At 64.4% G+C, this 12874-nt stretch carries 11 protein-coding genes and 1 pseudogene; 5 read left to right on the top strand and 7 right to left on the bottom strand.

What is annotated here, in order from left to right; translation table 11 throughout:
* Nucleotides 1-4: 4 nt before the first annotated feature.
* The 3 genes from ACOGXA_RS13155 to ACOGXA_RS13145 form a co-directional block, all read right to left on the bottom strand.
* Entirely contained in the window at nucleotides 5-874 is an 870-nt protein-coding gene (locus ACOGXA_RS13155; RefSeq protein ID WP_419924319.1) for an SDR family NAD(P)-dependent oxidoreductase, read from the bottom strand.
* Nucleotides 871-1329, bottom strand: a complete 459-nt coding sequence (locus ACOGXA_RS13150; protein ID WP_419924318.1) for a VOC family protein — start codon at nucleotides 1327-1329, stop codon at nucleotides 871-873. The genes ACOGXA_RS13155 and ACOGXA_RS13150 overlap by 4 nt, the downstream gene beginning before the upstream one ends.
* Nucleotides 1330-1442: 113 nt before the next feature.
* Entirely contained in the window at nucleotides 1443-2231 is a 789-nt protein-coding gene (locus tag ACOGXA_RS13145; RefSeq protein WP_419924317.1) for an SDR family oxidoreductase, read from the bottom strand.
* Nucleotides 2232-2348: 117 nt separating this feature from the next.
* Here ACOGXA_RS13145 and ACOGXA_RS13140 point away from each other — a divergent pair, with 117 nt between their 5' ends.
* A complete protein-coding gene (locus ACOGXA_RS13140; RefSeq protein ID WP_419924316.1) occupies nucleotides 2349-3494 on the top strand; it encodes an ImmA/IrrE family metallo-endopeptidase in 1146 nt (381 codons plus the stop codon).
* Nucleotides 3491-3985 (top strand): DUF4411 family protein, encoded by a 495-nt coding sequence (locus ACOGXA_RS13135; protein WP_419924315.1) that lies wholly within the window; start codon nucleotides 3491-3493, stop codon nucleotides 3983-3985. Before ACOGXA_RS13140 ends, ACOGXA_RS13135 begins: the two co-directional genes overlap by 4 nt.
* A gap of 31 nt (nucleotides 3986-4016) precedes the next feature.
* Here the strand turns inward: ACOGXA_RS13135 and ACOGXA_RS13130 are convergent, their stop codons facing one another.
* A complete protein-coding gene (locus tag ACOGXA_RS13130) occupies nucleotides 4017-5399 on the bottom strand; it encodes a 30S ribosomal protein S1 (protein ID WP_419924314.1) in 1383 nt (460 codons plus the stop codon).
* Nucleotides 5400-5536: 137 nt separating this feature from the next.
* Between ACOGXA_RS13130 and ACOGXA_RS13125 the strand changes: the two genes are divergently transcribed.
* A complete protein-coding gene (locus tag ACOGXA_RS13125; RefSeq protein ID WP_419924313.1) occupies nucleotides 5537-6889 on the top strand; it encodes an IS1380 family transposase in 1353 nt (450 codons plus the stop codon).
* A 247-nt stretch (nucleotides 6890-7136) separates the two neighbouring features.
* On the opposite strand, the gene ACOGXA_RS13120 is transcribed toward ACOGXA_RS13125, so the two are convergent.
* Both ACOGXA_RS13120 and ACOGXA_RS13115 read right to left on the bottom strand, forming a co-directional pair.
* On the bottom strand, nucleotides 7137-7313 hold the full coding sequence (locus ACOGXA_RS13120) for a hypothetical protein (RefSeq protein WP_419924312.1): 177 nt from the start codon (nucleotides 7311-7313) through the stop codon (nucleotides 7137-7139).
* Nucleotides 7304-7579, bottom strand: coding sequence for an LLM class flavin-dependent oxidoreductase (locus tag ACOGXA_RS13115; protein WP_419924311.1), 276 nt, complete (start codon nucleotides 7577-7579; stop codon nucleotides 7304-7306). The genes ACOGXA_RS13120 and ACOGXA_RS13115 overlap by 10 nt, the downstream gene beginning before the upstream one ends.
* A gap of 94 nt (nucleotides 7580-7673) precedes the next feature.
* Here ACOGXA_RS13115 and ACOGXA_RS13110 point away from each other — a divergent pair, with 94 nt between their 5' ends.
* Both ACOGXA_RS13110 and ACOGXA_RS13105 read left to right on the top strand, forming a co-directional pair.
* On the top strand, nucleotides 7674-9893 hold the full coding sequence (locus tag ACOGXA_RS13110; RefSeq protein WP_419924310.1) for a UvrD-helicase domain-containing protein: 2220 nt from the start codon (nucleotides 7674-7676) through the stop codon (nucleotides 9891-9893).
* A gap of 480 nt (nucleotides 9894-10373) precedes the next feature.
* Nucleotides 10374-11483: pseudogene (locus ACOGXA_RS13105) on the top strand (IS256 family transposase); the annotation flags it as partial.
* Here ACOGXA_RS13105 and ACOGXA_RS13100 read toward each other — a convergent pair.
* Nucleotides 11437-12630: an IS110 family transposase gene (locus ACOGXA_RS13100; protein WP_419926946.1), complete on the bottom strand. Its 1194-nt coding sequence runs from the start codon at nucleotides 12628-12630 to the stop codon at nucleotides 11437-11439. The pseudogene ACOGXA_RS13105 and the gene ACOGXA_RS13100 sit on opposite strands and share 47 nt — an antisense overlap.
* Between the last annotated feature and the right edge of the window lie 244 nt (nucleotides 12631-12874).

Raw genomic sequence — 12874 nt, 5'->3', positions numbered from 1 at the left:
TCTCTCACTGGCTGCCCTCGGGTGGCCAGCCCTCGACCAAGCCGAGTTGAGCACACAACTCCAATGAGCTGAGGGTGCGCCCCCGCCATTCGGCTGTTCGCTCGGGGTCCTCGGTCAGCCAGGCGATTACCGTTCCGGTTGCCTCGGGCGGTGCGCCGCCGAAATTGTGCAGGTCGAGCGCGGCCATGCTCTCAGTCCAGGTGAAGCCGGGGTCGATGTTGATGGCGGTGATTCCGTCGAGCTCGTGCTCGGCCTGGATCAGCGGTGCCATGCGGTGAAACGCCCCCTTGGAGGCGCAGTGGGCGTAGCCGAGCATCTTCATCTTGACCACCTCATAGGGTGGATCGTCGACCTGGCCGGCCGACGAGGTGAGATTCAAGATAAGCCCCGATCCCCGTTCGACCATCGACGGCAGGATGAGCTGGGTGAGAAGCACCTGGCGCAGCACATTGGCAGTGAAGGCAGTGTCCAGGGCTTCGAGATCCAGCACGCCAACCGGATCGAGGAGGCCGGGGCCGCTCCAGATGGCGTTGTTCACCAGCACGTCGACCCGACCCCATTCGCTGAGGGCTGTATCGGCCGCGGCACGCACCGACTCCGCTGAGAGGAGATCCATGGTGATCGGCAGGACCCGCTGGCCTCGCTCGGTGATCTCCGCGGCTGTGGTGTCCAAGCTCCCGGGCACGGCCACGTCGCCGCCTGCATCTGTGGTCGGCTGGGCGACTATCCCCTCACCCTCCCGCACCGTTCGGGCAGTGATGGCCACGTCGAAGCCCGCATCGGCCAAGGCCAGCGCGGTGGCCCGGCCGATTCCCCGGCTCGCGCCGGTAACCAGCGCAACCGGGCTGGACGCTTGCTGAGTTTGATTGCTCACGACAACGGTCCTGATACTTCGACGCCGGGGGGCGTCTGGGAGATCTCGATCATCACGCCGTCGGGGTCCAGGATCATGAACTGCCAGAATCCCTTGATCTCCGACGGGCCGCTGACAATTGGGATACCGTTTGCCTCACAGGCGTCCGCCGCCTCGTTGATGTCGGCAACCCGGACGGTGAATCCCTGCAAGCCGCGCTGGTTCTCCTGAGGGTCGCTCATCCCCGTGTCGCCCAGGTAGACGAACTCCACCTTCTGCCCCCCGACCAGCCCGACCACGACCCGCCCCTGGACCCCCTCTCGGCCCACGATTGCATCGAGGCCCGGTCCGGAAATCCGCTCGTCAGAGAGGACTTCGTAGCCCAGCAGCTTGGTGTAGAACTCCAGCGAGGCATCGACATCCACTGGGTGAATGATCACGTGCGACCAGTGGCGTACTCCGACTGCTCCTGACATGTCCACGTCCTCTCAGAAATCGGCGTCGGCAGAATACTCCACAAATTAAATCAAGAAACGAAATATATTCGATTGTTCGCCGAGGAGATTTCCTGAGCCGTTGGCACCAGGCCCTATAGCTGCGGAGTTTCCTCGCTGCCGGGCAAAGGCGGCTCGCCTGCTCCCTGCACGGTTTGATCGATGTCGATCACGTTGCCGGTCAAAAGGCCCGACTCCGGCGACAGGCAAAACGCGATGGCATTGGCCACTTCCCAGGTTTGTACCAGGCGGCCAAACGGCCGAGTGGGGGCGGCCAACTCCAGCCAGTTCTCCGGCGCTCCGTCGTGGGCCATCTGGGTGTGGTGTTCCGATTCGGTTTCCATCCAGCCCGGGTTCACCTGGTTGACCCGGATGTTGTGGCGCATAAGGGCATAGGCCAGGTTCTTGGTCATGACCGCCAGCGCCCCCTTGGACATCGAATAGGCGGTCAGCCGAGGCTGCCCCCCATGGCCGCTGGTGGACCCCACGTTTACGATCGATCCGGCGGTGCTGGCCTCGATCATCACCCGGGCCGCAGCCTGAATAAGGAAGTACGGCCCCTTTACATTTACTGCAAGGTGCCGGTCGGCGTGCTCCGGAGTGTCGTCGAACAGCGTCGCCCGGGTAGTGAGCGCCGCCACGTTCACCACCCCAAACCGCTCCACACAGGTCTGGACAACCTGGGCTGGCGCATCCTGCTCCCCAATGTCGGCCGCCACGACGACCGACGGTGTCCCCAACTCAGTAAGCTCGTCAGCCAGCGCCTTCCCCCGATCCGCCGACCGTCCCGCCAGCACCAGACCCGTCGATCTTCCCTCACCAACCAGCTTGCGAGCCACCGCCTCACCCAGCCCCTGCGTCCCACCATTGATGATCGTGATCACGTTCTGATTTCTACACGAAACAGAGTGAGCAGCGAGGTTTGAGAGATATCGTGTGAGGATCGGGGCAAGGGAATGGTGCGCTCGCCCCCTCCCAATCGTGAGTGGGGACGGATAGGCATGACAGTTCGGGTCGATGTTGAGCCTGCTTTGTTGGCATGGGCCTGTGAGCGCTCTGGCCTTGACGCGGACAAGCTTGCGAGCAAGTTTCCCAAGCTACCCAAATGGGAGGCACGTGAGCTGGCTCCCACTTTGAAGCAACTGGAGAATTTCGCGAGAGCGACCCGCACGCCGGTTGGCTACTTTTTCCTGTCGACTCCACCAAAAGAAGAGATTCCCATCCCAGACTTTCGAACCATTGGCGATGGGTCTGTTGCTCGACCGAGTCCTGATCTCCTGGACACCATCTACCAATGCCAGCAACGACAGGACTGGTACCGCGACTACGCCCGCAGCATCGGGCTTGGCCAAGTCTCCCAGGTTGGTTCGTTGACCACTGCAGTTCCAGCTGCCGAAGCTGGTGACGAGATCACTGCTGCTCTCTCCTTTGACGTCGAAATGCGAGGATCAAGTTGGGCTGACGCGTTTGCCTACCTCAGGGATCAGGCCGAGAAAATTGGAGTATTGGTCATGGTCAGCGGTGTGGTGGGGAGCAACACCCATCGCAAGCTGAATCCCGAGGAGTTCAGGGGATTCGCGCTCGTCGACTCGGTGGCCCCTTTGGTGTTTGTGAATGGAGCAGACACAAGGGCGGCGCAGATATTCACTCTTGCCCACGAGCTGGCCCATGTCTGGCTTGGTGAGAGCGCCCTTTCTGATGCCGATCTCGGAGCGCATACGACGAATGCGGTGGAGCGCTGGTGCAACCGCGTTGCCGCAGAAGTCCTCGTGCCTCTGGAGGTGTTGCGTTCGGGCTTTGACGTCCATGCCGACCTGACTGATGAACTCGACCGTCAAGCGCGTCGCTTCAAGACAAGCACTCTCGTGGTGTTGCGCCGTGTGCATGAGGCTGGGCACCTTGATTGGAACGAATTTCGAGATGCATATCGACTTGAGCTCGATCGAATTATGGGCCTCATTGGTGGAGGAGGCGGTGGGGGCAACTTTTACAACACGCAGCCCTTCAGGGTTTCCAAATTGTTCGCTCGTTCGGTCATCGCTAGCACTCTCGAGGGCCAGACGCTCTATGCAGAGGCCTTCAAAATGCTCGGTTTCAAGAAGAAAGCCACATTCAATGAACTCTGCGAGCGGCTCGGAGTCGTATGACGACGTACCTGCTCGACGCCAACGTCTTCATCCAGGCGAAGAACCTCCACTACGGATTCGAGTTCTGCCCCGCATTCTGGGACTGGCTTGATCGGGAGACTGCTGCGGGCAGGGTCTTCAGCATCGAGAGAGTAGGTGATGAAATCCAGGCGATTGACGACGAACTTGCCGAATGGGCCAGGCAGAGGCCTGGGCTTTTTCTACCCCCGGACACCGAAATGGTCTCCAGCCTGACCGTTGTGAGCAATTGGGCATACGGTCAAGGCTACGAACCTGCTGGGGTCGCGACGTTTCTGCAAGTTGCCGACTACTACCTCGTGGCCCAAGCCCACGCACACGACTGTGTAGTGGTGACGCATGAAGTGTTTAGCCCATCACTGAAGAGGATCAAGATTCCCAATGCTTGCATTGGGATCGGAGTCAAATTCGTCAATCCCTACGAGATGCTTCGGACAGAGAGGGCGCAATTCGTCTTGGGCCCATCGTCCTAGGCGCATCTATCGCCTCTGAACCTGATGGTGGTTAGCCGGCGATGGCTTGGGATATGGAGAGGTCCACTCGGCGGCGTTTGCGGTCGACGGATAGGACTTTGACCCAGACTTCTTCGCCGGGGAGGACGATCTCTTCGGGGTGGTACACGCGGTACTCGGCCATCTCGGTGATGTGGACGAGGCCCTCGACGCCGTCGTTGACGGCCACGAAGGCGCCGAAGTCCACCAGGCGGGTCACCCGGCCAGTTATAACCGCGCCCACTTCGAGTTCGGTCAGCGGGTCGGCGGTGAGTTTCATGGTGAGGTTCACCCGCTGCTTGGGCTTTTGGATCGACTTGACCCGCACCTGCACCTCGTCGCCCACGCTCACCACCTCGCTGGGGTGCTGCACCCGCTTCCAGGCCATCTCGGTGGTGTGGACCAGGCCCCGAACGCCGTTGATGTCCACGAAAGCTCCGAAGTCCTGAAGGTCCACCACCTTGCCGGTGTACTCGTCGCCCGCCGACATGGTCTCCATGAACGCTTTGGCCGCTTTGCGCTGCTCAGCCCGGACAACCGCCTTGCGGGACAGCACCAGGCGGCCCGACACCTGATCGGCCTCCACCACCTTGCACTGCACTTCCCGCCCGACCAGCGCCTTAAGGTCCTTCACGGGCTCCACATCGATCAGCGACGACGGGATGAAACCTCTTACTCCCACATCGCAAGACAGGCCGCCCTTTACCACCGCAGTGATGGTGCCGGTGACCGCCTCGTTGGCCGCGGCCGCTCGGGCTACGTTCACCCAGGCGATCTGCTGCATGGCCCACAGCCGGGACAACACTATGCGCCCCTTGTGGTCTTCCCGCACCAGCACGGCGGCGTTGACCACCTCGCCTAGCACGCACTCCCGAGTCAGGTCGGCGGCCGGATTGTCGCCCCAGTAGCGCTGACTGATCACCCCGATCCGCCCGCCTCCCAAATCCAGTTCTACCTCGTGAGTGGCCTTGGACTTGACTGTCCCGGACACGATGGTTCCCCCGGTCAGCCCATCTACGGTGGACGGTGCCGGATCCCCCGGAGGCGCTTGTGGCTGGGGCTCTTGGACTGCGGCCTCGGGTTCGGCCTGTTGTTCTTCTACGACGGATTCCTCAGCCTCAAGCTCAGCCTCTACGGGTTCGGTCTGTGGTTTTTCGGCGGCGGATTCCTCAGCCTCAAGCTCTTCGGGTTCGGGTTCCAGGGCGGCAGGTTCGGCTTCGGGTTCTTGGGCGGCGGCTTCGGCTTCGGGTTCTTGGGCGGCGGCTTCGGGTTCGGGTTCTTGTAGTTCGGCCTCGGTTTCAGCCGCTGGCTCTTCTACGCCAGCGTCAGGCACCGCACCAGGCTCCGGCTCAACCTCGGCGGTCTCGGAATCCAGGATGGTCTCCGCCTCAGACATAGGGGGATTAACACTAACCCTGATTGTTCATGGGGGTGTGGTGTTGGGGGGTGCGCGTCCGCGGAAAAGCCCCTCTGGTGTGGGACGATGTGTGTTGTTAGGCACGTTTTGGTTCCACAGAGAGGGGCATCTCCGGGATGCAGGTTAGCAGCACGCGCGATGTGAGGGTGGCGGGCGGCGGCGGTCAGGTGGCGGCGCATTCGGGTTTGTTCGCTTTGGGGCGTTTCGCCGATGGTTTGGGTCTGGGGGAGGCGTTGTCGGCGGCGGTGCCCCGGGGCGGGGAGCGGGCGCCGGTTCATGACCGGGGCAAGGTGCTGGCGCATTCGTTGTTGATGTTGGCCGGTGGCGGTGAGGCTTGCAGCGACATCGAGCATCTGCGGGCGCAGCCGGTGCTGTTCGGCGAGGTGGCTTCTGACTCGACTCTGTACCGGACGCTGCGCGGTTTGGGCCCCGGCGCGACAGAGGCTGTGTTGGGGGCGGTGGCCGGTGTGCGGGCCGGTGTGTGGGAGCGCCGCGGCGACGCTGCGGGCCCGGTGGTTTTGGACATCGACTCGACTTTGGTGGAGGTCCACTCCGAGAACAAGCAGCAAGCGGCTGCGCACTTCAAGGGCGGGTTCGGGTTCCACCCGATGCTGTGCGCCACAGACGAGGGGGAGCCTTTGTCGATAAAGCTGCGGGCGGGCAACGCCGCGGCCAACCACATCTTGGACCACATAGAGGTCATGGACGCCGCCATCGCGCAGCTGCCCGCCGCCGTCGCCAGGGGCCATCGCCCAGGCGACGGGCATGCGCCCTTGGGGGAGGTGCACCTGCGGGTCGACGCGGCGGGCTGCTCTGTCGGCATCGCCGAGGCCTGCCGGGACCGCAACATCGGGTTCTTCATGACAGCCCGCTCAAACTTCGAGGTCACAGCGGCGATAGACCGCGTCCGCTTCGACGCCGGGAAGTGGCAGCCGGCGCTCGGCGCCGACGGCGAGCCCTCGAGGCGGGCCCAGGTCGCCGACCTCACCGGCAGCGTCGATCTGGCCGGCTGGCCCGAGCGCACCCGCTTCATCGCCCGCCGAGAGCCGCTGCACCCCGGAGCGCAGCGCACCCTGTTCGACTCCGGCAACTGGCGCTACCGCGGGTTCTACACCGACGCCGCAGGCGACCCCGCCCAACTCGACGCCCACATGAGAGGCCACGCCCGCATTGAGAACACCATCTCAGACCTCAAAGACTCCGGCCTCAAACGCATGCCCTTCACCGACTTCGACGCCAACGCCGCCTGGACACAGCTCGTCGCGCTCAGCCTGGCTCTCGTGAGATGGTTCCAACAACTCCGCCTCACCGGACCCCTAGCCCAAGCAGCCCCCAAACGCCTCAGATGGCAGCTATGGCACGCACCCGCCCGCCTCGTCCGCTCCTCCCGCAAATGGACCCTGCGCCTGCTCGACTGGTGGCCCACAACCCCCCAACTCCTCCACGCCTGCCAACCCCACGGCCCATAGCCCCACGCCCCGCTCCCACCCCGACCCCGGCCCCAAACCCCGACCCGACGCGCCCCAAACCCCCCACCAGACCCCCCGACCACCAGAGGAATTCACCAACCCCCCAACCCCAACACCGAAACCACACGAAAACACACAAACCCCACCCGCCCAAAGAACAGAGCCCCCACGAAACCCGGGACTATTCAATTCTCATGAACAATCAGGGCTAATGGCCTCAATGCGGACATCTACAAAGGAAAGCCGGTCAGGTTCCCGCTAGCCGGGCCACCACGGGGGCCATCTCCTCCATGGATTCGGCTGACAGTCCGATGTAGCTGATGCCCAGTTCCTCCCGCTGGCGAACCAGTTTGTCGACTACTTCGCCAACCGTCCCGATCATGCTGTGGGGGGAGGCCAGGGCCTGGTCGGCGTTCAGCCCCAAAGCGGGGGCCAGCGCCTCGGCAAGTCCCCTGCCGTCACCCGCTCAGAGCCTCCGGCCACGAAGAGCGGCGGGCCTCCTGGTCGCACTGGTTTGGGCAGCCCTTCCAGGCTGTCAATGGTGTAGTGCTGGCCGGAGAACGTCACCGTTTCGCCGGCCAGCAGCCCCTTGATGATGGCCACTGCCTCGCCCACCCGCTCGATCCGCAATCCGGGCCGGTCCATGGGAATGCCGGTGCGGTGGTAATCGGTGGTTTGCCAACCGGGCATCGGTCAGCGTCCGAGCCTGCACCCCGAATCGAAACCCCCGCATCGCCGCGCACCATACTCTCAATCTGACACGGGCTATCGGTAGTGTGAGTCAATGCCGTCGACCACGCTCACCGAGGGGCTGAACCCGGTTCAGGTCGACGCGGTCACCCATCCCGGCGGCCCCATCTTGGTGGTCGCCGGGGCGGGCTCGGGCAAGACCCGAGTCCTCGCCCACCGCATCGCCCACCTCATCGACCACCAGGGCATTTCGCCGTTCGGGATCTTGGCCATCACCTTCACCAACAAGGCGGCCCAGGAGATGAAACACCGGGTGGGGGCGCTGGTGGGCCCGGTGGCCGACAAGATGTGGGTGAGCACCTTCCACTCCGCCTGCGCCCGCATCTTGCGCTACGAGCATGAGGCGATCAGCTTCCCCTCCAGCTTCACCATCTACGACCAGGCCGACTCGGTGAGGCTCACCCGCTATATCCTCAACGATTTCAAACTAGATCCCAAGAAGATGCCGCCCCGGTCGATCCATGCCGCCATCAGTGCGGCCAAGAACGAGATGATCGGCGTGGCCCAATACAAAGACAGGGCCGCCACTGTCTTCGAGCGCCGGATCGGGGAGGTTTACGGGGAGTACCAGGAACGCCTGCGCCGGGCCGGGGCCATGGACTTCGACGACCTGCTGGGCGCCACGGTGGGGCTCTTCCAGCGGGCGCCCGACGTGCTCGATCGCTACCGCGGCCGCTTCGAGCACATCCTGGTTGATGAGTACCAGGACACCAACCGGGTGCAGAACGAGCTGGTGCTGATGCTGGGCAAAGAGCACCGCAACGTGTTCGTGGTGGGCGACGCCGACCAGTCGGTCTACCGCTTCCGAGGGGCCGATGTCCGCAACATCTTGGACTTCGAGCGGGCCTTCGAGGATGTCACCGTGGTGCTTTTGGAGCAGAACTATCGCTCCACCCAGCGCATCCTGAGCGCGGCCAACGCGGTGATCGCCAACAACCTGGGCCGCAAGCCCAAGAACCTGTGGTCTGACCAGTCCGATGGAGAGCCCATCGTCCGCTATTGCGCCTCCGATGAGTACGACGAGGCCCGCTGGGTGGTGCGGGAGGCATACCGGCTACACGACGACGAGCAGTACCGCTGGGATGAGATGGCGGTGTTCTACCGTACCAACGCCCAAAGCCGGGTGGTGGAGGAGTTGTTGGTAGAGGCCGGCATCCCCTATCAGCTGGTAGGCGGTACCCGGTTCTACGACCGCCGCGAGGTCAAGGACGCGCTGGCCTATCTGCGCGTGGCGGTCAACCCCGGCGATGCGGTCAGCCTGAGGCGGGCGCTCAACTCGCCCAAGCGGGGGGTGGGCGACGGATCGGTGGCCAAGCTGGTGGCGTGGTCTGAGGATCACGGCCTGACGTTGATGGATGCATTGCTGAACGCATCCGAAGCCGGGGTGAGAGGGAGGGCACTGGCTGGTATCGGTGCATTCTTGAAGGTGATTGACGACGCCCGCGGCTTGCTCGACGGCGGCCCCGCCCCGGTGTTGGAGCACATGCTCGAATCCAGCGGGTATCTCGACCAACTGGAGGTCGAGGCCGCCGGGGAGACCGACGTCGGCGTGCAGGCCCAGGGAAGGCTGGAGAACCTCGACGAGCTGATCAGCGCGGCCTCAGAGTGCGATGACATGAACGACTTCCTGGAGCAGGTCAGCCTGGTTTCGGACACTGATGACTTGGCCGATGATTCCATGCTGACGCTGATGACCCTGCACTCGGCCAAGGGGCTGGAGTACCCCGTGGTGTTCTTGGTCGGCATGGAGGAGGGCGTGTTCCCCCACTTCCGCTCGCTCACCGAGCCCGACGAACTGGAGGAGGAGCGCCGCCTGGCCTACGTGGGCATCACCCGGGCCCGCCAGCGGCTGTACCTGACCCACGCCTGGCACCGCACAATTCACGGCACCCCGATGTACAACCCGCCGTCGCGGTTCTTGGAGGAGATTCCCGAGAAGTTGGTGGACAACCGGGGCAACAGCCGCAGCGGCTCAGCCCGGTCTCGTTCCAGCCGGGGTGCCGATCGCTCCACTGGCTCGTTCGCCGGTCGAGACCGTCTGGCAGATGCCGCCCAAGCACCCCGTACCCCGGTTGAGGCCGATCCCGACCCGGCACGGGTGGTCGTGGGCGACGACGTGAACCACGCCAACTTCGGCCTCGGGGTGGTCACCGACGTGAAGGGCGAGGGCGGTGACGCCGAGATCACCGTCAACTTCTCTGCCGCCGGCTCCAAAGTGCTGCTCGCCTCCTACGCCCGGCTGGAAAAAGCATGACGGCTGACATGGCCAGTTCGAGGTCGGACGGTTACACCTTCGATACCCGACGTCCCAGCTTCAACGCGTAGAGCCATATATCTTTCGAGTAGGCGGCTGACCGATAACTTGAGGACCGTCAGGCCATGGATAGCCATTACCCGCGGTCACGTTAACAACTCTTCCAACAACAAATAGATCCGACACAGCACCTTTAGCTTCACTATTAACCCTGATTGTTCATGGGGGGTGTGGTGTTGGGGGGTGCGCGTCCGCGGAAAAGCCCCTCTGGTGTGGGACGATGTGTGTTGATGTTCACGTATCGGTTCCACAGAGAGGGGCATCTCCGAGATGCAGGCTAGCAGCACTTGCGATGTGAGGGTGGCGGGCGGCGGCGGTCAGGTGGGGGACTGTCAGGAATTTTGTGTATCGGGCGTGATCTGAGGGTCCGCGGTTTGGTGCTGCGGGCCGGGAAGGATCATGTCTGTGACTGATCAGGATATGCCGGCTGTGCCGGCGAACGAGGCCGCCGGTGAGGCGGCGATGCAGGACTGGGCCGAGCTGTTGGTCGAGCGTGCCCGCGCCGAGGGCGTGGAGCTGACCGGCGACGGCGGGCTGTTGACGGGGCTGGTACGCCAGGTCCTCCAGACCGGGTTGGAGGTCGAGATGGCCGGCCATTTGGGCTATGAGCGCCACGCTCCGGAGGGCCGCGGGTCGGGGAACTCGCGCAACGGCTCTTCGCCCAAGCGGGTCACCACCGAGATCGGCGAGATCGACCTTCGGGTGCCCCGTGACCGGGCGGGGACTTTCGAGCCCGTCGCGGTGCCCAAGCACAAGCGCCGCTTGGACGGCCTGTCGGGCAACGTGATCAGCCTCTACGCGAAGGGGCTCACCACCGGCGAGATCCAGGCGCACCTCGAAGAGATCTACGACACGTCGGTGAGCCGGGAGACGATCTCCAAGATCACCGACGAGATCGTCTCCGACATGGCCGTTTGGCAGAACCGGCCCCTCGACGCGGTGTACCCGGTTCTGCTGATCGACGCGATAGTGGTCAAGGTCCGCGACTCGCAGGTCGCGAACCGGCCCGTCTATGTCGCCATCGGCGTGGATCTGGGCGGCGAGCGAGACGTTTTGGGCCTGTGGCTGGGCCCATCGGGAGGCGAGGGCGCCAAACAGTGGGCGGCGATGCTGGGCGAGCTCCGCAACCGGGGCCTGGCCGACGCGTTGATCGTGTGCTGCGACGGGCTGAGGGGCCTGCCGGAGTCGATCCGCATGACCTGGCCCGAGGCGACGGTGCAGACCTGCGTGGTGCACATGGTCCGCAACAGCCTGCGCTACGCGGCCAAGACGCACTGGGGGCCGATCACCCGATCAATGCGGGAGATCTACACCGCCCCCACCGTCGGGGCCGCCGAGGCCCGCTTCGAGGCGTTCGCCCAAGACTGGGAGGACACCTACCCGGCCATGATCCGAGCCTGGCGCAACAGCTGGGACGAGTTCACACCGTTCCTGGAGTTCCCCGCCGAGCTGCGCCGGGTGGTCTACACCACGGATGCAATTGTCAAGCAGGGGGTGCGGGTTTTTGGGGCTGCCAGTGGGAGACGAGGACCTCGTAGGCCCGCTCTTGTTGCTCGACGAGGGCTTTCTCGGCGTCTCGCAGCTCTTTGATGTGGTAGTCCCGCGACGGCCCGGCGGTCGGCCCGCGGCGGGATTCGGATCCGGCGGCGAGCTCGAGGCCGCGGCGCTTGTGCGCGACCAGGCTGGGGCGGGCGAACGCGTAGTCCTCGCCTTTGGTGACCAGGTGCCAGCACAGCACCGCCATTTTTCGGGCGGTGGCGACGGTGGCGATTTGGAAGCCGCGGCGCTGATGGATGCGCCGGTGGAACGCCCGCAGCGGCCCGGGGGCTCGCGCCGCGGAGAACGCTGCCTCGACCAGCATGCCTCGGGCCTGGCCGCGTCCGGCTTTGGTGATCCGCCCGTGGGCGGCCGGGCTGTTTCCCGACTGGGACACCCTCGGGTTCAACCCGAGGTAGGACACCAGGCGGTCCGGCGACTCGAACCGTGAGAAGTCGCCGACCGCGGCAACAATCGACATCGCCGCGGTCACGTTGATCCCCGGCACCGTCATCAGCCGGGCGATCACCGGATCATCCAGGGCGTCGGCGGCGATGTCCTGCTCAACCTCGGTGAGCTCTGCGCCATGGAAGTCGATCTGGCGCAAGAGCGCCTCGACGCTGCGCCGCTCGTCGCCCGGCAGGTCCTGGCCGGCGAGCCAGCGGCGGCCGGCGCTTCCGAACAGATCAGAGTGCGGGCACGTCGCCACCAGGTTCCGCGACAGGATCGCATGCACCCTGTTCTTCAGCCTGGTCCGCTGCTTCACCAGATTTGTCCGCTGGGCGACCAGACGCCGGCGGCGGCGGGTCCGGTCGTCGGCCACCCACGTCTCCGGCAAGAAATCCGCCGCCAACAGCTGCGCAAGGATGCGGGCATCCACCTTGTCGGTCTTGACTTTCGCCTCCGCTATCGCCCGAGTCTTGCGCGGGTTCGACACCACCACCCGGGCCACGACCCCGCGCAGCATCACCGCGATCGCGTCCGAGTTCGTCGTCGCCTCCAAAGCCACCTCGTCGCCAGGCTCCAAGAACTCCTCCGCCCAAGCCCGCAGGTCCTCCGGACGCACACCGATCCTCCCCTCGTCGCGGCACACCCCCGCTTCGACGACGGCGATCTGCGCAAACGAACGATGCACGTCCATCCCAATCCACCGCATATGACAGCTCCTCTCAGACATCAATGAGGAACCGCCGGGCGGACACGACAAAAACGGATTCGCGCTCACAGCGCAGCCGGGCCAGTCGCAGGGGCGGCCAAGTACTAACACGAGCTCGCAGCTCACTGTGTAAGGACGGCCTGCCCTAGCTGTTCCTCCTCAGCACCCCGAACCCGGCAACCCAGACCCTACCGGCCAAAGCAGCAAGCGCCCGAGACGCCGCAGATTT

The sequence above is a fragment of the Candidatus Poriferisocius sp. genome (genome assembly GCF_965208475.1).
Taxonomy (GTDB): domain Bacteria; phylum Actinomycetota; class Acidimicrobiia; order Acidimicrobiales; family Bin134; genus Poriferisocius.
The sequence above is the reverse complement of the archived record's forward strand: the minus strand, read 5'-3'. Positions and strand labels throughout refer to the sequence as shown.